This window comes from Bernardetia sp. (assembly GCF_020630935.1).
GTDB lineage: Bacteria > Bacteroidota > Bacteroidia > Cytophagales > Bernardetiaceae > Bernardetia.
Window position 1 is genome coordinate 1 of the sequence record NZ_JAHDIG010000073.1, and the last position, 21,074, is coordinate 21,074.

14 protein-coding genes are annotated in these 21,074 nt (G+C 33.0%); 10 read left to right on the forward strand and 4 right to left on the reverse strand.

Translation table 11 applies throughout. The annotated features are described in order from the left end of the window. Window positions 1-370 precede the first annotated feature (370 nt). Window positions 371-1,426, forward strand: a complete 1,056-nt coding sequence (gene rocF, locus QZ659_RS16940) for an arginase (RefSeq protein WP_291727631.1) — start codon at window positions 371-373, stop codon at window positions 1,424-1,426. 44 nt (window positions 1,427-1,470) lie between these two features. On the opposite strand, the gene aroC is transcribed toward rocF, so the two are convergent. Beyond that, window positions 1,471-2,559: a chorismate synthase gene (gene aroC / locus QZ659_RS16945; RefSeq protein WP_291727633.1), complete on the reverse strand. Its 1,089-nt coding sequence runs from the start codon at window positions 2,557-2,559 to the stop codon at window positions 1,471-1,473. A 102-nt stretch (window positions 2,560-2,661) separates the two neighbouring features. Next, window positions 2,662-4,554: an ABC-F family ATP-binding cassette domain-containing protein gene (locus QZ659_RS16950; protein ID WP_291727635.1), complete on the reverse strand. Its 1,893-nt coding sequence runs from the start codon at window positions 4,552-4,554 to the stop codon at window positions 2,662-2,664. Between the two features lie 233 nt (window positions 4,555-4,787). Between QZ659_RS16950 and QZ659_RS16955 the strand changes: the two genes are divergently transcribed. Then, window positions 4,788-6,338 carry an ArnT family glycosyltransferase gene (locus tag QZ659_RS16955; RefSeq protein ID WP_291727637.1) on the forward strand — a complete coding sequence of 517 codons (1,551 nt, stop codon included), beginning with the start codon at window positions 4,788-4,790 and terminating at the stop codon, window positions 6,336-6,338. Window positions 6,339-6,342: 4 nt separating this feature from the next. Here the strand turns inward: QZ659_RS16955 and QZ659_RS16960 are convergent, their stop codons facing one another. Further along, a complete protein-coding gene (locus QZ659_RS16960; RefSeq protein WP_291727639.1) occupies window positions 6,343-7,284 on the reverse strand; it encodes a metal ABC transporter solute-binding protein, Zn/Mn family in 942 nt (313 codons plus the stop codon). Window positions 7,285-7,371: 87 nt separating this feature from the next. On the opposite strand from QZ659_RS16960, the gene QZ659_RS16965 reads away from it, so the two are divergent. From QZ659_RS16965 to QZ659_RS16990, 6 genes are all read left to right on the forward strand, one after another. Beyond that, window positions 7,372-8,250, forward strand: a complete 879-nt coding sequence (locus tag QZ659_RS16965; RefSeq protein ID WP_291727641.1) for a glycerophosphodiester phosphodiesterase family protein — start codon at window positions 7,372-7,374, stop codon at window positions 8,248-8,250. 152 nt (window positions 8,251-8,402) lie between these two features. Further along, a complete protein-coding gene (locus QZ659_RS16970) occupies window positions 8,403-9,554 on the forward strand; it encodes a FecR family protein (RefSeq protein WP_291727643.1) in 1,152 nt (383 codons plus the stop codon). Window positions 9,555-9,653: 99 nt separating this feature from the next. Beyond that, complete coding sequence (locus QZ659_RS16975; RefSeq protein WP_291727645.1) at window positions 9,654-11,402, forward strand: DUF4974 domain-containing protein; 1,749 nt, start codon at window positions 9,654-9,656, stop codon at window positions 11,400-11,402. A 325-nt stretch (window positions 11,403-11,727) separates the two neighbouring features. After that, complete coding sequence (locus QZ659_RS16980; RefSeq protein ID WP_291727647.1) at window positions 11,728-15,231, forward strand: hypothetical protein; 3,504 nt, start codon at window positions 11,728-11,730, stop codon at window positions 15,229-15,231. Between the two features lie 35 nt (window positions 15,232-15,266). Further along, window positions 15,267-15,698, forward strand: a complete 432-nt coding sequence (locus QZ659_RS16985) for a hypothetical protein (RefSeq protein WP_291727649.1) — start codon at window positions 15,267-15,269, stop codon at window positions 15,696-15,698. 120 nt (window positions 15,699-15,818) lie between these two features. Continuing rightward, window positions 15,819-16,250, forward strand: coding sequence for a hypothetical protein (locus QZ659_RS16990; RefSeq protein WP_291727651.1), 432 nt, complete (start codon window positions 15,819-15,821; stop codon window positions 16,248-16,250). Here the strand turns inward: QZ659_RS16990 and QZ659_RS16995 are convergent. After that, a complete protein-coding gene (locus QZ659_RS16995; protein ID WP_291727653.1) occupies window positions 16,247-18,586 on the reverse strand; it encodes a TonB-dependent receptor in 2,340 nt (779 codons plus the stop codon). The genes QZ659_RS16990 and QZ659_RS16995 overlap by 4 nt on opposite strands. A gap of 325 nt (window positions 18,587-18,911) precedes the next feature. On the opposite strand from QZ659_RS16995, the gene QZ659_RS17000 reads away from it, so the two are divergent. Together QZ659_RS17000 and QZ659_RS17005 are read left to right on the forward strand one after the other, a co-directional pair. After that, a complete protein-coding gene (locus QZ659_RS17000; RefSeq protein WP_291727655.1) occupies window positions 18,912-19,244 on the forward strand; it encodes a hypothetical protein in 333 nt (110 codons plus the stop codon). Between the two features lie 258 nt (window positions 19,245-19,502). Continuing rightward, window positions 19,503-20,975 (forward strand): POTRA domain-containing protein, encoded by a 1,473-nt coding sequence (locus QZ659_RS17005; RefSeq protein ID WP_291727657.1) that lies wholly within the window; start codon window positions 19,503-19,505, stop codon window positions 20,973-20,975. The last annotated feature ends 99 nt before the right edge of the window (window positions 20,976-21,074 follow it).

Genomic DNA, 21,074 nt, shown 5'->3' on the forward strand with positions numbered 1-21,074 from the left:
GATTACAATTTTGGGGAATTGTGGAAACTGTAATTTATAATTATAGATAATTCTGGTTTGTTAAAATTTAGAAAATAGGGTAGGGGAGTTTTTTTTATTTAATGCAAAGGTACATATTTAATTGAATAATTACTTAGAAACTGATAAAAAAATAACACATAGATATAATGACATCTTACAAAATACTACGACAACTTTCTTTCTAATTATTGTTATTGGAAACATTCTTTAAAAGATTACCAAAGTAGAAATAGCTTTTTGTGTCTGAATTTCCTATATTTCCGACCTTTTAGATTTCTGTTTTTTAATAGCTTGTTAAAACAATAGAAACAAAAAATAAACTTTACCAATACAATATCAATACACATACATGGATTTTATAAAACTGATTGAAGTACGCTCAGAACTAGGCGCAGGAACACGAGGGGCAAGTTTGGGGGTAGATGCCTTAAAAACAGCTTGTTTAGACAAAGGAAGTGATTATTTTATTCGTTTTGACGTAACGGAAGTAGAAACTGAAAACGATGCACTTTTTGAACCAAGTCCTTATGCTCACGCCAAACATATAGATTCGGTCTATAAAGTAGAACGCAGAACCTCTGACGCTGTTAGAGATGCAATTGAAGATGGTTATTTTCCTCTTATTTTAGCTGGAGACCACTCCACGGCAGCAGGTTCTATTGCAGGTATAAAACTTGCCTACCCTAAAAAAAGAATTGGTGTAGTTTGGGTAGATGCACACGCAGATTTGCACTCACCTTATACAAGTCCGTCTGGAAACATTCACGGAATGCCTCTTGCTATTGCCACAGGAGAAGACAATACAGAATCTCGCCGTAATGACCCACACAAAGACACTATAAAGTGGTGGAATAAGTTGAAGCACGTTGGAGGGAATGGACAAAATGTCTTGCCAAAAGATATTGTTTTTGTTTCGGTTAGAGATGTAGAAGATGAAGAGAAATTTTTGATGAATAAGTACGGTATTCGCAATTTTCTTACATCAGAAGTAAAAAACAAAGGAGTAGAACAAATTTCAGAAGAAATATTACATCTCTTAGAAGAATGTGATTTGATTTATGTTTCCTTTGATGTAGATAGTCTTGACCCTCATATTTCAGAAGGAACAGGAACACCTGTTGAGAACGGACTTACCGTTGAACAAGCCAAAGAGCTAAATGCCCTTTTGATAAGTAATGACAAAGTCTGTGCTTGGGAAATGGTAGAAGTAAATCCTACTTTAGACAGAGAAAATGCTATGGCAGAAGAGGCTTTTGATATTTTGGAGTATGTAACTGACGTGCTTATCGAATCAAGAGAAAAATCTACTCGCCTAAAACTAGAACGCCAACATCCTCGTAACCCTGCTGAATTAGAAGGTTATTTTAGAACTATTGCAGAAGAACTTTTAGAGGAAGAGGAATAATGAAAAGAGTAAGGAAAAGGCATGCCTTTTCCTTACCAACTCGTTTAAAAGATTTCATTAGTCTTTTGACGCAAATAAAAATCAGCTATTACAAGTGCAGCCATTGCTTCTACAATTGGCACAGCTCTAGGCACAACACAAGGGTCGTGTCTTCCTTTTCCAGAAACAGTAACTGTATTTCCCTCTTTATCAACACTCTTTTGGTCTTGCATTAGTGTAGCGACTGGCTTAAAAGCCACCTTAAAATAAATATCTTCGCCATTGCTTATTCCTCCTTGTATGCCTCCAGAATGATTGGTTTTAGTACGCACTCTGCCATTTTCATCTGTATAAAATTCGTCGTTATGCTCAGAGCCTTTTAGTTTTACGCCTTCAAAGCCACTTCCATATTCAAAACCTTTAACGGCATTTATACTTAGCATTGCTTTTCCAAGTTCTGCGTGAAGTTTATCAAAGACAGGCTCTCCCAATCCCACAGGAACACCTTGCAACACACAAGAAACCACCCCACCAATCGTATCGCCTTCATTTTTGACTTGTTCTATCAAATCAATCATTTTTTGAGCCGTTCCTTCATCTGGGCAACGAATAATATTTTCTTTTCCTTCATTGTACTTAGAAAAATCTAATTCTGAATAGCTTTTTTCTAACGTAATATTTCCCACTCCAGAAACATAGCCTTGAATAGTAATTCCTTTTGATTTTAAAAATAGTTTGGCTACTGCTCCTGCTGCCACTCGTGCTGCTGTTTCTCGTGCAGAGCTTCTGCCACCTCCTCTATAATCTCGGTTGCCGTATTTTTGTTGATAGGTATAATCTGCGTGAGAAGGACGAAACTTATCTGCTATGTGGGAGTAATCTTTACTGTTTTGGTCTTGGTTAGGAATAAATATAGCCAAAGGAGTACCTGTCGTTTTGCCTTCAAAAATTCCTGAAAGGATTTGTAATTCGTCTTTTTCTTTGCGTGGTGTCGTAATTTTGGATTGCCCTGGTTTTCGGCGTTTCATTTCATTTGCCAAAAAATCTACATCTATTTCAATTCCAGCAGGACAGCCATCAATAGTAACTCCAATGCCTTTTCCATGTGACTCTCCAAAAGTGGTGATTCTAAAAATATGTCCAAATGTATTCAAAGTGAATCTTTTTTTTAATGTTTTCTAGTTCAAAATATGTTTGGTTTCTAAACCACAGAGTTGAAAGAGATAAAAGAGAAATACTGTAATTATCAATTTATTTTACTCTTTTTCAGAAAGCTCTAACCAACGCATTTCTTTCTCATCTAATGAATTTACAATAGTTTCCATTTCAGAACTCCACTTAGAAATTTTGTCATAATCGGTTTCTCCACTATTCATTAGCTCTACGATTTCCTCTTTTTGTAAAGTCAGTTTTTCAATATCTTTTTCTAAAGTTTCCAACTCCTGTTTTTCTTTAAAAGTTAGTTTGTTAGAAGTTGTCTTTACCTTATTTGAAGTTGCTACTTGCGTATTTTTTTTAGTTTGATTTTGAGCTTCTTTTAATTTTTCGGCTTCTTCTTCTCTATAATCAGTGTAGTTTCCATTAAAATCTCTGATTTTTCCTTCTCCTTCAAATACAAAAAGATGTTCTACCAAATTATCTAAGAAATATCTATCGTGCGAAACCAAAATCAAACATCCACCATAATTAGATAAAAATTCTTCCAAAACAGAGAGTGTCTGTAAATCCAAATCGTTGGTAGGCTCATCAAGGATTAAAAAATTTGGCATCTTGATAAGAATCTGTAAAAGCTGCAAACGTCTTTTTTCTCCTCCAGAAAGTGTTCCTACATTTTTGTATTGCTGTGCAGGTGGGAAATTGAACTGTGTGAGAAGTTGAGAAGCCGAAACTTGATGCCCCTCAGAAACTGTCGCCATTTCTCCAATCTGTTGAATAACCTCAATCACACGCATAGAATCATCAAAGGTAGGGGGCATCTGTGTATAATAACCAAAATGAGTATTTTCACCCTTTTCGATGCGACCTTTTTGTGGCTCTATTTCTCCTGTCAAGAGCGATAAGAACGTTGATTTTCCTGCGCCATTTTTCCCAATAATTCCAATACGCTCGCCTCTGACAAACTTATAATTAAATTTTTTTAGAATGGTTTGAGTTCCCTTATCTGTTGCATATTCAAAACCAACATCGTGTAGTTCTATGATTTTCTTACCTTGACGCTTTGCTCCAAACTCAATATTCATTTTCTGCTCATCTGGACGGTTATGAGCTTTCTGTTTTACATCTTCAAAGGCTTCTACTCTATATTTTGCTTTTGTTCCTCTTGCTTTTGGCTGTCTTCTTATCCATTCCAACTCTTTTTTCATGTGTTGGTGGGCTTTGTCTGCCTCTGTGTGTGCCTGTGCAATTCGTTCAGACTTTAATTCTAAAAACTGTGCATAATTAGCTTCATAGCGATAAATATGTCCATTATCCAGCTCAAAAATACGATTACAGATTTTATCTAAGAAATATCTATCGTGAGTAATGAGAAGTAGGGTTGTACTGGCAGAAGCCCAATAGTTTTCTAGCCATTCAATAGTTGCCAAATCTAAGTGGTTGGTAGGCTCATCTAAAAGCCACAAATCGGGTTCGTCTAAGAGAAGTTTGGCTAGTGCTACACGTTTTTTCTGCCCACCAGAAAGCTCTGCAATCGTTTTTTGTGTATCGTCTAAACCTAATTTTGACGTAATTTCTTTGATTTTGGCATCATACGCCCACGCATCTAGGCGTTCCATCTCGCCCATTGCCTTTTCCATAGCTTCTGTATTGTCTATATTTTCAGGCAAAATAGCATTTTCATACCTTCGAATAGCAGTAATAACAGCACTATCAGCTTGTACGATGGCTTCCCATATCGTTTTGTTTTCTGGCAAGTCTGGGTCTTGCGCCAAATAACCAACCCTCACGCCTTGACGCAAACTTACATCTCCTTTGTCTGGCGCATTTACTTTCGCCAATATTTTTAAAAGTGTAGATTTTCCTGCTCCATTTCTTCCTACTAATGCTACTTTTTCGCCCTGTGAGATTCCAAAATTCAAATCTTTGAATAGAAATCTGTCTCCATATGTTTTGGAAAGATGCTCGCCTGAAATAAGATTGATAGCTGCCATTTTATGATATTATTCTTTTGTTTTTTCTATTTTGTGGTTGCAAAGGTAGTGTTTTCTTGTGGGTTTATTGAACCCTATTTTATCTTTATAGTATAGTTTTTAAAAATTGAGTTTGATAACCCATTCTTCTTAACTATTTTTGAAATTAAAATTCAAAACAAATAACATAAGCTAATAATACTCTTATATATATGAATAAAGAACGTATAATATCTATAGCTAATAAAGTATCTATGTTCATTTTAATTATAGGAAGTGTTTATTTTTTTACAAAAACTTCATATGACTATTACACTCTCATTTTCTCTCCTTACCAACAAGAATATAGAGAAGCTGTTACTACTCTTGCTACCAAATTATTGTTAGAAAATGAAAACCCTTATAGAATTGAAAATCAACCAGAATATGCCCAAGCATATGGAATAATACAAAACTTTATAGCCTACCCTTTTGCATATTTTTTTGGAAGCACTCTAATAACCCATCGGATAGTTACTTTTATTGGCATTGTACTAAGTTGTATGATAATTATCCTTTGGCTTGTAAGATTGAATATTCCTTTACTTGTAGCTTTTGCAGCCACACTTACATTATATATTAGTTTTTACTACAATGTTTTGCCTCTCAATAGACCTGACTCTTGGGGTTTATTTTTTATGCTTACCTCTATCTATGTTCCTGTAAGATACAACTATTCTTCAAAGAGTCTTTTTAGTAGTATTTTATTGGGATTACTCGCATTTTATACAAAGTCCTACTTTATTTTAGGAGTAGTTAGTATGGGTAGCTTTGTATTTTTATTCATTTCAAAAAAGAAAGGTTTAATTTATACATCTGTTTTTCTTGTTAGTTTCGCTATCTCTATTTATGTTGTTAGTCATTTTTATCCATTATTTTTTTACTTGACAGTTCTCTCATTTCTCAATTATGCTACTGAAGGAAGTTGGGCATATGTAATAAAACAAATTCTGACTTTTTTTTATGTAAATAAATTCCTTTTCTTATCTGTACTTACTAGCTTTTCTAGCTTATTGTTTTTAGCATATAAAAAGAAGCATTTTACCAATTATAAAATATCTTTTGATTTTGTTAGTTTAGAGAAAGGAGTATTCAAGATGAATATTTCTTATGAGAATGCATTGATTGTGTATGTGTTTTTTGTAATGTTTCTGATTGTATCAATTTTTCTAGGAAAAAATGATGGTGCTTTTCTTACTTATTACTTTACTCATACTACCCCCTTCCTTATTTTGTTTGCTTTAATGTTTTTATACAAAGTAGGAAACAAATTAATAATCCCTGTTGGGCTACTTCTCATTGTATCAAATTTATGGAGCGTACAAAAGCTAATGTATTCTCCTAAACTTTCAGAAGATGAAAAAAAACAATGGAAAATTGCAGAGCAATATATCAAGAATAGCAATCATGTGATAGGCTCTCCTGTTGTTGCCAATTTGATAAAAGAAAATGATAATAAAGTATATTTTCAAGGTTTATCAAAACAGTTTATGTATATTTCTGATGTAAAATCTTCAAGTTTAAAATCTATTTTCCCAAGATATAAAGAAGTGGAAGCAGTTACCAAACAGTTTTATGTAGAAATTGATAGCAATATCACACATCAAAATTTTGATTTGATTGTAATGGAAAAAGGTTCTTCTATTGTTTCTGATAACAGGAGTATAGAAAAGTATTATCTCAAAAAAGATACGATAAATTTGGCAATGCCCTTTACAGCACAAGTGTATAGATTAGAATTTTGGAAACCAAAAGACAAACAATAAGAAATTATTTCAAAGCCTCAAGCATAGTATTTACATTAAACTCTATCATTCCGATATAATTACCTTGTGGAGTATTAGCTTCTCCCATGGCATCGGCATACAAAGTCCCTCCTAGTTCTACTCTTGCACCTTTATTTTTTGCTCCTTCCAATACGGCATTTATAGCCTGTGGGGAAATCGAACTTTCTACAAAAATGGCTTTTATTTTTTGTTCTACAATAAAATTAACCAAATTGTTCATATCTGAAATGCCTGCTTCTGAAGCTGTCGAAATGCCTTGCAATGCCTTTACTTCCATTTCATATTCCTTTCCAAAATAATAAAACGCATCGTGTGAAGTTATCAAAACACGCTGATTTTGAGGAATTTCTAAAATCTGTTTTTTTACCTTCTCGTGTAGAGATTCTAGTTTTTGAATATATGAATCACTTTGTTTTTCAAAATATTCTGCATTATCAGGTTGCTTTTTCGACAATTCTTTTACAACTAAAGGAATTGTCTGTTTCCAAAGCTCTACACTCATCCAAATATGAGGGTCGTACGTATTTTGTCCTACTTCTCTGAGTTTAGATTTGTCTATTGCCTCTCCTAAGGCTACCACAGACTTTTCAGAAGCAAATTTTTCTAAGACTTCGCCCATTTTCCCTTCTAAATGAAGTCCATTATAAAAAATCATGTCTGCTTCTGTCAAACGGCTTACATCGTTTTGAGTAGCCTTATACAAATGTGGGTCGACACCCACTCCCATAAGTGCCACCACATTGGCAGAACCTCCAACAATATTTTGTACAAGGTCGGCTATCATTCCTGTTGTACAGACAATTTCTAGTTTTTTTGAGGAATTTTGAGCTGTTTCAGAAGTCTGTTCCGATTTTTTTTCTATACAACTAGAAAGACTAAAAGTGAGTAAAACAATAAAAAATAAGATTATTTTTAAAAAATTCATTTGCAATACAAGTTTAAGCGATATTTTTTCTTTTACTTTCACAAATGTATCTTAAAATTACCTAACCTAAAAAAATACTTATCAATTATGACTATTCACACCACACAAACTAGCTTTCAAGGACACAGAGGCGCACGAGGATTAGCTCCAGAAAATACGATTATTTCTTTTATAAAAGCACTTCAAAATGGTGTACAAGGATTAGAATTTGATATTGTCTTGACAGGAGAAAATCAGTTTTTACTCTCACACGAGCCTTATTTTTCTCACGAGTTTTGTTCCAAACCCAACGGAGAGCCTATTTTGAGAAAAGACAAACTCCATCATAACATTTATAGAATGGATTATGAAACCATCAAAAAATATGATTGTGGAAAACGTGGACATATTCGCTACCCAGAACAAACACCACAGCCAGCCATCAAACCACTGATGAAAACGTTTTTTGAAGAAATTGAAAAATACGTTTTGGAGAATGACTTAGAAAAACCATTTTATACACTAGAAATAAAATCAGATATGGCGTGGTATGGATTTATGCAGCCTCTGCCTGCTGAAATGGTAAGGTTATTTATTACAGAAATTACAAGCTATTCTTTTTTTGATACCATAAAAGATAGATTACTGGTAGAATCTTTTGATGTTAATATTTTGAATGAACTTCACAGACAAACCCAAAATATAGAAACGAAATTTCAGATTGGTTTTTTGGTAGAAAATAAATTTAGCTTGGAAGAAAATTTATCAAAACTCCAATTTATGCCAAACGTATATGTACCGTACTACAGACTCTTGACGAAGAAAAAAATACAAGAACTGCATAAGCTTGGTTTAAAAGTTTTTACTTGGACAGTTAATGACACCAAAAAAATGCAGCAACTCAAAAACTGGGGAGTTGATAGTATTATTACAGATTTTCCCAATCGTATTCCCCAAATGATAGAAACTGTTGCTGAATTTCGATAAAAATCTATTTTTTTTTCAAAAACCATAGGGGTAAGCTATTTTTGCTGCGTCATATTATCAAAAACATGGTAATATTATTTTTTATTAACCGTAAACGAGGCATATAGCTATCGTTTAGGATTAGGAAAAATTCCTTTTATGAAAAAAACTTTATGAGTAAGGAGAATATAAAGCTAACAGACCAGCAAATAGAATATATTGCAAGATACATTTCTAAAGAACCTAGTGAGCTAAACGAAGAACAAAAAATACAAGTAGAGAAATGGCGTAAAGAAATTCCTTTTTTTGAAAAAGAGTTTCAAAATTATGCTCGTTTGTGGGAAGAAAGTGAACGTTTTGGAAACAGAATGAGTGAAGAATATTCTCCCAATATAGAAAAAGGTTGGCAAGTATTGAGTAAAAAAATTCAAGAATACGAAGCTCAAAAAGACGTTCAACAAACAACTCAAAAAGAATGGGTTAAACCTTCTCCTGCTGAAAATAAGAAAGCAAAATCAGTTTCTATCTTTAGAGAAATTGGAAAAATTGCTGCTGCCTTAGTAATTGGCTTGGGATTGGGTTGGTGGATAAACTCTAGTGTTTCTGTTTCAGATAATTCGTTAGATAATCAAATTATTGTACATCAACATTCTGATACACCACTCGTTTTACCAGATGGTTCAAAGATTTGGCTCAATAAAAACGCAACGATTGCTTATAACTCTGATTTTGGAAAGTTTGAATCTACTCAAAAACGAAATCTTAAACTGACTGGAGAAGCATTTTTTGATATTGCTAGAGATGAAAAACACCCTTTTACAATTGATGTGGAAGGAAAAGCAGAAGTAGAAGTTTTGGGAACATCTTTTAATATCAATCCAACAAAAGAAAAAATTGAAGTTACGGTAGCTTCTGGAAAAGTTAATTTTAAAAATAACATTTCCCATAAATCAGACAAACAACAATCTATTTTACTGACAAAAGGCGAAAAAGGAATTTTATATGATGCAACTGCAAATCGTCCAGATTCTGTTTCTATGTTGGCAAAACTAGAGAAAAACGACGATGTCAATTATTTGGCGTGGCTCAATCATCGCTTAGTTTTTGAAAATATGCAAATGCAGGAAGTTGTTAGTAAAGTAGAAAGTTATTACAATATTCGTCTAAAGTTGGAAAACCCTAACTTAAAAGAATGTCGTTTTACAGGAACATTTGACCAAACACCTTTGAATGATGTTTTGGAAACGCTTTCATTTGGAGCAAATCTGCAAATAAGAAAATCTGATTCTACTACCTACCTGCTTTCAGGCTCTGGATGTAGGTAAAAAATTTAGACCCTAAGAGTTTTTGAAAAACCTTAGGGTCTGCTGAAAATATCTCTTAACATTCACACACTAAAAGTGTGTGCTACATATTTTAAAACAATGAAAAATCAAATTCTTTTCATACTTGCTTTTCTTTGCCTTTATTTCGGAACTCAAAATAATATTTTGGCTCAAAATAATTCAAGAATTTTAGAGCAATCTGTTACGCTAACAGTTCAAAACAAAACCTTAGAAAATATCCTTACTGATATTTCAAAGAAATACAATGTTCGTTTTTCGTATAGTAATTCTCGTCTTCCTCTTCAAAAAAGAATTTCGACGACTGTTTCAAATCTTCCTTTAAAAGATGCCCTCACTCAAATTTTTGAAGCTGCCAGCGATAAATACACACATATTCAGTTTCGTTTGATAAATGGACAAATTGTAATTCAAGCACAATCTAGCCTAGCCGAAACAGACAAACAAGAAGAAAAACCTCAAATTGCATCGCTACCCAAAGAGCCTTTAGTTATTGATAAAAAAGACAAAAATCAAGCAACTGTTTCTACAAAAAAGAGTGAGATTGAAAAAAATGAAGTAGAGCTAGTTGAAAAAAATAATATATTAGATAGCTTAGAAAATAGTAAAATAGATTCTTTAAAAAATATAATAGAAAATACCGTTTTAGATTCTACTCAAATCGTACAAAATGATTCTACTCAAAACACTGATGAAAATATAGAAAGTGAGATGGATAAAAAATTAAATGCTATTCCGATGCAAATAAGTTTGTTTTATCCGATTGGAACAAATGGAGCTAGAAGTCCTCAAAAAAACAATCGCTTGTCTCTCAATCTTTTTGCAGGCTATAACGGTTCGGTTACAGGTTTTGAAGCAGGAGGTTTTCTCAATATTTTGAGAAAAAATATGAAAGGCTTTCAAGCAGCAGGATTTATGAATATTGTGGGAGGGAAAACAACAGGTTTTCAGGCTTCTGGCTTTGCTAATATTACTAAAGATAGCGTTTTTGCATTTCAAGGAGCAGGCTTTGCAAATATCAACGGTAGCCATACCACTGGTTTTCAAGGAGCAGGATTTTTAAATGTAGTGAATGGAAATTTCGTAGGCTTCCAAGCAGCAGGATTTGTCAATGCAGTGAACGGAAACTTTAAAGGCTTTCAAAGCGCAGGGTTTGCCAATGTGGTAAGCAAAAATGTAGAAGGCGCACAGGTTTCTGGAGTAAATGTAGCTAAAAACGTAAAAGGTATTCAAATTGGTGTAATCAATAAAGCAGATACGGTAAAAGGCTCACAAATCGGACTTATCAATATTGCTGATAGCGTAACAGGCGTACCGATAGGACTTATAAACTTTATAAAAGACGGCTACCGTTCGTTTGATATTAGCACAAGTGAAGGTTTTCATACAGCATTTGCATACAATATTGGAGTAAATAAGTTTTATCAAATTCTGTCTGTCGGAATCCAAATAGACGATGAAGCTCGTTGGGGACTGGGTGCAGGCTTAGGAACTCGCTTTCCTATCACAAAAAACCAAAAACTACACGCTGGCTTTGAGCTTATGGCATACCATCTCAATGAAGGCAAAAGATGGACAAATAATCTAAACCTTTTAAATCAACTCAAATTTAAAGTTCATTACCAACTTAGCAAACAAGTAGGCATTTTCATTGCACCAACGCTTAATGTTACCGTTTCAAAAATCTATAATGCTGACACTAACACCTATGGAACGAACTTCGCACCTTATGTTTTCGTAGAAGATACCACAACAACTAATCGTAATTTTTCTACTTCAACAGTCAATACCAAAGTTTGGGGAGGTGGTTTTATTGGAATTTCTTTTTAATTACAAAGCACATATCAACTACCTCTTTATCTTTGATTTTGGATTGCTCTAAAATTTCAAGACTCGTTCCTATGGAACTCATAATTTTAAACTATTTTTTTCATTCTACCAATGATTTACCTCTAACGAGGTTAGAAATCAGCCCTGTAAGGGCTACCCATTGGTAGTAGTTGGAGAAATATATCATCTTAGCTCCATAGGAGCGAACCATTATGCCCAAAAATTCATAAGATTAAATACAAACTAAATTATAATTTTCAGCTCTTCATTTACTTAAAAGGATTTTAATTAGTATTTTTCCATTAGAAATTACTAATCATATCCTATGGAACACTACTCGGCTGGCTACACACACACAACCAATCATTTTGTCATACAAAATTTGCCTTCTTTTCAAAAAATTGATAGAGAAGAAAAGGCTAGATTTACTCTGTTGCTTCGCTTTCTACAACGTAGTAAAATAATGTCTTTGCCTTCAGAATTGGCAGAAAAATTTGATAGTTCGCCTAGTCAAGCTGAAAACTATGTTCCCTTACTTCCTTTACAAGTTTCCGAAAAAGATAAGTATGTTCCGAAGTGGAAGTTTGAAGAACAACAAAATAAAAGCGAGCAAGAAAAAGCAATGCAGCTTTTTTTACGTGAACGACTTCACAACTATCTGCCCGAATGGGGATTTTTAGAACTTCTGTTTTGGATAAATGCTCCTTTATCAGAAGTTTTACAACAAAAAATAATAGATGAAGAATTAGCTGACGTTGTCATAAGTTTTTATTTGCCAATAGCAGAGCTTGCTATTTTGATAGTTTCTTCTGCCACTGAGCGAGAAAAACAACAAAAAATAGAACAAAAACTGCGTTCAAAGGGGATTTATGTTGTCAGTTTTACCACAGAAGAAATTATAGAGGAAACTGATTTGATTCGTGAAAAAATGGAGTGGACTCGTCATCAAGTAGAAAAGCCTATTTTTTCGAACACGCTTAGAGAGTGGAGCAGAACAGCTGTCAATAAACCACGAGAAAGTATTATTCAGCAAATTTGGTGGAAAGCTGCCATTATTCGAATTCAAGTCTTGACAGTAGAGCTTCTTTTGAGAGGAGTTTGGAAATTAGAAGATAAGACGTGGAAAGCTAGTTTTCTGATGAGGGAAAAAGAACAAATTCCGAAAGAAATTATAAAACTGGCGATAGAAAGTGTTTTAAAAATAATAGCACAGTTATTTCCTAAATTATCTTACAGCTTTCCCAATATTTCTATACAAACTACTTTTTCAGAACCAGAATTAGAAAAGTTTGAGGACACTGTTAAGGTAGATTTTAGCATTCTGCATCGTTATACAGATTCAGAAAAAAATAAAAATTGGATAAAAATCAGAAATGATTATGCTGAAAATTATCGTTTTTCATATCATTCAGACGAAGGAAAACCTCTTTCCAAACAATTGCCTATTTTTTCGCATTCGTTCTCAAAAGATAATTTCTATACATGGAACTTTGAGAATAATGAAGATATAAAACGCTCTGCATTTATACTTCAACACTGTTCTAACAATGCCAAAAACAATAAACTCACATTTCTTCAAATTTTACTTGCCAAAGCCCTAAATGGACAATCTGTGTTGGCAAACTTGCCTTTGCAAACCGATTCGATTTCAATTTTTGGTTGGCTTTCAGTGCTACAAAATTCTCCTTCTTTACTTGTGTGTGCTTCTACAGAAGTTGCATTGGATAAAAAAGAAGAATTAGAAAAAAATGGGATAGACAAAGTTACTGTTTGGCACTCTGAAATAAGTAGTCAAGAAATTGAACAAGTTCAAGAATTAGTGAGAGCAAATAAAGTTTTTCTACTCATCTTGACAGCAGACTTACTCAACACAAAAATATTTCAAGACTTTGTTACAAATCAAAACAAAATTGACTGGGCATATTTTTTAGTGGACGAAATTCATCGCTTTTCAGAATGGTCGCCACAGCACAAAGAGGAATATATTGCGCTAGAGCGAATTTATTACAACTATTTTTGTAATGATTCTTATCAAACACCTTTTGTATTTCTGTCTCATTTTTTAGACGACTCTGTCCATAAAACTATTCAAAATACATTCAAACTTTCAGAAAATAATTTCTATTCTTCAGTAAGTGCCTCAAGTTTTGTAGAAAATAAAACACAAAACTTTGAATTTATAGAAACCGAAAACATCTATTCTACATTAGTCGGATTGCTTAGAAAAATTAATAATGGAGATGAAAAAAATTCTGGAATCATTTTTACTTCTGGAGTAAATGGAAGTACAGGCTCTCACTTACTTTCAGAACGTTTAGAGTTTGACTTAAAACGTAAAGTTTATCCTTATTCCGTTGAAATTCCTCAAGGTTCGCACGATGACAAAGAAACTCACTTCAAAAAGAGAAATTATTTGAGACACGCTCTCAAAACTTCTCCAGATGTTTTGGTTGCTTCTACTGCTGCACTAAATTCTCAAATCAATTTAGAAAATCTGGATTTTATTATTCAGTATGGCTTACCAAAATCGATGACAGAAATTTTAGATATTTCGAATCGTACAAAAAAGGAAAATGCCAAAACATACATTATTTTTCAGAAAGAAAAAGATGAGCAAACACTACTCAAACTCTTTAAGCCTACTACTCGCCTTTCTGACATTCGCAACATGAACCGAGACGTAAGCTGGTTGGGTGGTGATATGTACAGACATTTTTTAGAATGGGCTGCCAAATCTGAAACTGTTACAGAAGAAGTAGAATTTATGAAGCAATTCTATGATAAATACTGTCTAGCTAATCAGCAAGAACAAACAGATTTTGTTAAAGTATCTGATGTAGAAATTTCAGATTTAGATTTTAGAGTATTTTTGCAGAAAGTGGATAGAAAGCGAACAGTAGAACGCACGATTATTCGTTTTTATCAAATGGGAATTTTGTCTAACTGGGAAGTTTCTACACTCTCTTCGGCTACAAAGTTTAAAGTTTGGATACAAAAACACAATCAAAACAGCGTTAGAGAACACATTTTTCAGATTATACAAACACATCAGTCTGATTTTGAAATACATAAAGACGAAAAGTATTCAGCTATTTTTTCGCTGAATAACTATTCTATTTTAGAGAAATATTGTTTTTTATTTTTGCAATGGATTCAAGAAAATAGTATTTATCATCTTCAAACTCATCTTGAAAAAATCTATAAGTATGCTAAACATCAAGTGGAAATCCAACAGCCCAATAGTACTGTTTTTGTAGAACCTTTTCTTCATTCTTCTTCTATAAATCGTATTCTTTATTTTGTAGAAAAAGAAAATGCAGCAGATAATAATTATGAACTTTCAGAAAAAGAAATAGATTGGATTTTTGAGGAGGCAGAAGCAATGACAAAAGATAAAAGCCATGAAAATCTTCAAAGTCAGTTAGATTTCATAGAAAAATGGCGCAAAAGAGTAAATCAAGATAAGAACACCAACATCAACCTAGATTTTTATAAGGCAATCATAGAATTAAAATTAGAGTTATTCGACACAAAAAATGCTCCCAAAACTCTTTTTAGTTCGGTAGAGAAAATCATACAAAGCAATAAAAAACTTGACTATTTTATTGAAAAATATTTATCTTTTGGAAAAACTCTTTCAGACACTGCAAAGTCTTATTTATCTGAAAGTATTCTGATAGGAGAATTTAAAAATAATAGTGTAGCAAGCAAACATCAAAGAGCTACACAAATATACACTTCTCTAAAAGACATTTATAGTCTTACTGTTTTACTTCAATCAGAAACAGAAAAAATGAATAGTGTTTGTGCTGATTTACAAGGAGTTTGACCTAGTTTTTGTATTTAAAATAAATAATCCACATTATGATTTCTATTTCAAAACCTTATGCCATTTTCGATTATTCAGATTTTCCATTAGTACATATCAAACTTACCGATGTAGAAATTACAGAAGAAAACTTTCGAAATTATGTAGATGAGATTGGAAAAATATATGAAAGAGGTCGGTATGCTATTGTTTTAGATGCAACAGACACAAAGTATGTTGCAGCAAAATATCGTGTGATGCAGGGCAATGCGTTAAAAGAAAATAAAGACAATGTAGCCAAATACTCTATTGGAATGGCAATCATTGCACCTTCTGTGTTACAAAGAATGCTTTTAGAAGCTGTTTTTATTATCAAGCCCTATCCTGGCGAATTGAAAGTATGTAAAACAAATGAAGAAGCAACTATTTGGATCAATACACTTTTACAAAAAGAACAAATAGATGAACACAAGAATGAAAGCCACTAAGAAAAGCATTTGAATCTACTTTTCTAATCAAATTACATCCTAGTCAAGTTTTCTTTGTCAGCATAGAAGCAGAAACTATAAAAAAAATAGAAGAACGTATTATTACAATTTAATGCACAAATGGAACAACAAGAACTACCTTTTGGAATCTATGATTATTCAGAGTTTCCTCCCCTCATACAAATTGAATTCACAGGCGTAAATGCAACTGATGAAAACTTTGTAGCTTACTTAGAAGAAATGGCAAAACTCTCAGAGCAACCCAAGCGATATATCTCTATTGTAGATACATCTAAGGCTACTTACTTGTCTGCCAAGTACAGAATTATGCAAGGAAAGTATTTAGAAGAAAGAAAAGAAAAAATAGCAGAAAAAGCTATTGCAGCGATTTTTGTAGCTCCTTCTTTTCTACAAAGAACTGTCTTGAAAGCTATTTTTATAGTAAAATCTTATCCTAGTCCAGTATTTATTGTAGCAAGTAAAGAAGAAGCTCAAGAAAAAGTAAAAGAACTATTGGAAAAAGAAAGACAAAAAGAGTGGCAAACTATTTAATTCGTTATTCTAATTCCTACAAAAAAAATTCGTGGCGCAGCCGTTCCATAAACATAATTGCTATCTCTATTTTTTCCAGTATCAAAATCATCTTGATAGGCATTCAATAGATTTTTTATTCCTCCGAAAAATTGCAACTTAGAATCTGTATTTTTGAGAGGAAAATCATAACTCGTTTTGAAACTAAATTCTGTGAATGGATTAGAAGTTTTGTATTCGTCTATTGCCTGTTCTGGCGCACCAGCGAAATGTACTAACTGCATTTTTCCTGTATAGACAGCATTCATATTTATAGCAAAACGATTGTTTGGCGTAATGGAAAGTGTGGCAAAGCCATAATCGTTAGGTGTTCTTAAAAATTCTCTTTTAAGCTCTAATCCTTCAATATTTTCTACTGGCTCATCAAAAAGACTAGACTGAAGCGTAAAACCTACTTCTAACTGTACTTTTTTGTTGTAATTTGCTCTAGTTTCCAATGTGATTCCCTGCACAGTTGCGCCCTGTCCGTTGCGTTTTTCAAAACGCTCGCCAAACTCATCTTCTCCGAGTGGTGCTAAATAAAAAGCATTGTTCAAATCTGTATAAAATCCCTCTAACGTAAAACCAGCAATGAAATTTTCTGTTGCCTTGTCATAGTTCAAAGATGTGCTAAAGCTATTCGAACGCTCTTGTTTTAGATTTTCTGCCAAACTAATTCTTGAAATTCCTCCTCCTGCAAAAGCAAGGTGCATATCAGCATCAAAGGCTTGTGACGCACGAAAACCTGTACTCCACGTCACACGAAGCTGCATTTGTGGCTGTATTTTATACAAAAACGACAAGCGAGGACTAAAAATAGGATTCTCAACAAAATTGTGTTTGTCCATTCTAAGTCCAGAAAGCAGATTCAATTTATTGGTAATTTGCCAGTCGCTTTGAAGAAAAATTCCTAAGTTTCTTGTCGTTTGGTCAATTTCATAATTGTAGGCTTCAATCATGTCCAAAACATCATCAGTTACGTATTCTGTTCCAAAAGTTAGGATATTACTTGTCCCTAAAAAGTCAGAAAGATTGTGATTCAGTTGAAAACCTGCTTGATATGTGGCATTATCAGATGTTCCGTAAGGAGGATTTTCCAAATGATTTTGATAGGCTTCTGTTTCGTTTTGGTTTGGAATAATGCCTGTGTAATGCTTTCTATCGGTTTTTTGAGCAGCTAAATATGATATAAAAGAAGAGTTTCCTCCATTAAAATTGATTTGATAATCAATATTTCCTACCAAAACATTGTGTGTTCGCTCTTCGGATTGCTCTGCTAGGTGTGCTGTTTTGTCTGTCATTTCTCCTCCAAAACGATATTCATTGATACTACTAAAACTAACTTCTAATTTTTGATTTTCAGTAGGACGAAAAAATAGATTCGCTCCAAAAGAATTGTTTTCTAGCTTGGGAAGTTCTGAAAAATTATCTTCATTGTGGTCGTAAAAATCTCGCTTTCTATTGTTGATAAAAAATGAAACTCCTGTATTTTCTTTTTTATTCAAAATTGTTCCATTTCCAGTAATGATGTTGTCGTTGCTTTGTCCATTTATGTTTTGATAGGTATAAGCCAAATCATAATTATTTTCTTTGGGAAATTTGGTAATCACATTTACCACACCACCAATTGCACTAGAACCGTACAACACTGAACCTCCACCACGCACAATTTCAATGCGCTCAATCATATTGACAGGCAGTTGTTCCATTCCATACAATCCCATCAACGGGCTAAAAATAGGACGACCATTTATCAAAATCTGTGAATAACCACCAGCCAAACCATTCATACGAAGCTGTGTATAATTACACGTCTGACAATCGGTCTCTACTCTTAGACCTGCTTGAAATTTCAGTCCTTCCGACAAATTACAAGACTGTGTTCCTACTAAGGTTTTGCTATCTATAATATCTACCATTACAGCAGCATCCGTTTGTTTTTTTTCTGTGCGTGTTGCTGTAACTACAATCTGACTAAGCTCTGAAACAGATTCTTTTAAGTCAAAATTTATTTCTAATACTGGATTTTTTTCATTCAGCACTACTATTTTACTTTGTGTTTCAAATCCTAGATAGGAAACCAATAATGTATAATTTCCAAAAGGAATATTTTTTAGTTCGTATGTACCGTTTTTATCTGTTGTAGTTCCGACGATTTTATTATTTATTTTTTCCTTGATTTGGATAGTAGCAAATCCAAAAATCTCGTTTTCTAAGGTTACTTTTCCTTTTAGTAAAGTGTTATTTTGAGCAAAAAGTAAGGTGGAAAAACCACTCAATAAAAAAAATAAGCTGATAAGTAAAAATTTCAATTTCATTATAATTAATCTGGTTTGTCTTTAAATACCTCTTGAAAAGGTAGTTTTATTTATCTACATCAAATATTTGATTATGCAAATATATAAAGTTAGACTAATCTAACAAAATTTTTAGAAAAGTGTTTTTTGCTATTTTTTGCTCTAAATCGCCTTTCTCATTTTTAAGTTTGGTTTTTGGTGCGTAATTTTGACTATTCAAAAAGATGTATTTGAAAGATAATTTGAATAAACCTCCAACCTTATTTGTTCACAATGCTTTTATAATAAGAAAATGGTTTTTATCTTATCATTTACCATTTATCATTAATAATTTATCATTCAAATTATGTTAAACCAATTCAAAACTATTTTAGCTTTTGCTGCACTTTTAGTTTTCTTTACAGCTTGTGGCGAACACAACCAGCCAGCACCAAACAAAGGAAAAAACTTAGATAGTGAGCGCATTTATGGTGTAAGTAGAGAAGCTGAACCTGCTCAGTTGCCTAATCAGTACGACGACCCAGAAGGAATAAACAATCGTTCTAAAGATATTTATTCTAAAATGTATGCTCCTAAAGAAGTTTCTAGTGTGAGACAAGACTATCCAGTAAAAAATACTGCCAAAGAAGAAGTTGAAGCTACAACTGAAACAAGTACAGAAGAGACATCAGCAGAATAATTTTTTTGAAGTCAAGAATTTAAAAGTCCTATTTTAGACAAAACCAAAAGCGTTTTATCAGAATAGGACTTTTTTTGCATTAATTTTTATTAAAAAAGCACTTTAACGAGAAAATATTAAAAAAGGTTTTGAATTTATGCAACCAAAATGGGATATTGTAGGGTCATTATATTAAATTATAGAGTTTATAAATAGAACAGCACAAATACATAAGGTCAAATAATTTGGCTTCAACAATAAAAAAATAAATAGTTGTAAATGCCTTTACGCTTATCAAAATATATATATTTCGGAATTACCTTCTTAGTTTTACTTGTAGGAGTAGGTTTCGAAAGCAACGCACAAACAAAGTCTAAAAAAGATACAAACATTTCCCCTAGTGAAGAAATCACATATTTTTCTAGTGATAGTGTAACTGTCTCTCGCATTCATTTAGAATGTCATAAAAAGACAAAAGACAGAATTATTCTAAGAGAACTTGCCATCAAAGAAGGAGATAAAATTCATAGAAAAGATATTGAGGCTATTTTAGAACAAGAATCCAACAAGATTTTTAATACTCGTCTTTTTGTAACGGTAGATATTTTTTATGAAGAATTTAGAAAAGGAGAATTAGATATTATCATCAGTCTTACCGAACAGTGGTATATCTATCCTATTCCCCTTATTGAACTTGCCGACCGAAATTTTAATGTTTGGTGGAATCAGCAAGGACGAGATTTAAGACGACTAGAGTACGGAATTAGAGTAAAACACAATAATTTTAGAGGACGAAACGAAAACTTATCTATCTTGCTTCAAACAGGTTTTACCAACAAGTACGACCTTCGATATTCTGTTCCCTATATAAATAAAGCTCAAACATTAGGGTTAAATATTTCTGTTGGCTATGCCGAAAACACAAATGTAGGCTACATTACCGACCGTGATACGCTTCGCTTTGTAGAAACACCAGAAAGAAATGTATTAAGCTCAAGATTTTACAGTGGGCTTTCTCTGACAGCTCGTAGCCGTTTTTATGACCGTCATACTTTTTTTGTAGGATACAGAACTCAAAGTATTGCAGATACTGTGGCACAGCTCAATGGAAACTTCTTTGGAGAAGGAAAAACGAATCAGCGTTATGTAGAACTGGAGTATAATTTTTTTAGAGATTTGAGGGACAGAGCCAACTATCCTTTAAAAGGATATTATTTCTTATTTGCCATTCAACAACAAGGATTGGGTATTGCAGACAATGATTTTAGTCTGTTTACAGCTCGTAGTGAGTTTGCTAAGTTTATACCACTTTCAAAAAAATTCTTTTTTCACTCTACTGCCAATATGAAACTTACTTTTGCTCAAAATACACCGTATGCCAATTTACGTGGAATCGGTCATGGGCGAGATGTTATTCGTGGATTTGAATATAATGTTACAGAAAGTGAGCAACATATTATCTTAAAAAATACAATGCGTTTCAAAATCTTTGAAAACACATTTCGTATGAACAAAATGCCTTCTCAATTTTCAAAAATTCCAGTAGCAATTTATCCAAAAGTATATTTTGACACAGGTTATGCTCAACTGATGAACCCATTTGAAACAAATACACTGCCTAACCAATGGCTTTGGGGAGCAGGAGCAGGAATAGATATGGTTTTTTATTTTAATACTGTATTGAGGGCAGAATATTCATTTACCAATACTGGAGTTTCTGGAGTTCGCTTAGGTTGGAAAGCAGATTTTTAAGCCTTAACCTTTTTTACCAATCTTTATAAAGTCAAAATTCTGTTTTTATAGCAAAATTTGATAGATTTGAAATAGCTCAATTTTTAGAGTACTGGACAT

Excerpts from the sequence above, each read along its gene's own strand:
- QZ659_RS16995 (WP_291727653.1), bottom strand. The coding sequence starts at position 18,586 with ATGAAATTGAAATTTTTACTTATCAGCTTATTTTTTTTATTGAGTGGT.
- QZ659_RS16950 (WP_291727635.1), bottom strand. The coding sequence starts at position 4,554 with ATGGCAGCTATCAATCTTATTTCAGGCGAGCATCTTTCCAAAACATAT.
- QZ659_RS16990 (WP_291727651.1), top strand. The coding sequence starts at position 15,819 with ATGGAACAACAAGAACTACCTTTTGGAATCTATGATTATTCAGAGTTT.
- QZ659_RS17000 (WP_291727655.1), top strand. The coding sequence starts at position 18,912 with ATGTTAAACCAATTCAAAACTATTTTAGCTTTTGCTGCACTTTTAGTT.
- QZ659_RS16980 (WP_291727647.1), top strand. The coding sequence starts at position 11,728 with ATGGAACACTACTCGGCTGGCTACACACACACAACCAATCATTTTGTC.
- QZ659_RS16960 (WP_291727639.1), bottom strand. The coding sequence starts at position 7,284 with ATGAATTTTTTAAAAATAATCTTATTTTTTATTGTTTTACTCACTTTT.
- QZ659_RS16955 (WP_291727637.1), top strand. The coding sequence starts at position 4,788 with ATGTTCATTTTAATTATAGGAAGTGTTTATTTTTTTACAAAAACTTCA.
- QZ659_RS16965 (WP_291727641.1), top strand. The coding sequence starts at position 7,372 with ATGACTATTCACACCACACAAACTAGCTTTCAAGGACACAGAGGCGCA.
- QZ659_RS16975 (WP_291727645.1), top strand. The coding sequence starts at position 9,654 with ATGAAAAATCAAATTCTTTTCATACTTGCTTTTCTTTGCCTTTATTTC.
- QZ659_RS16970 (WP_291727643.1), top strand. The coding sequence starts at position 8,403 with ATGAGTAAGGAGAATATAAAGCTAACAGACCAGCAAATAGAATATATT.
- rocF (WP_291727631.1), top strand. The coding sequence starts at position 371 with ATGGATTTTATAAAACTGATTGAAGTACGCTCAGAACTAGGCGCAGGA.
- QZ659_RS16985 (WP_291727649.1), top strand. The coding sequence starts at position 15,267 with ATGATTTCTATTTCAAAACCTTATGCCATTTTCGATTATTCAGATTTT.
- QZ659_RS17005 (WP_291727657.1), top strand. The coding sequence starts at position 19,503 with ATGCCTTTACGCTTATCAAAATATATATATTTCGGAATTACCTTCTTA.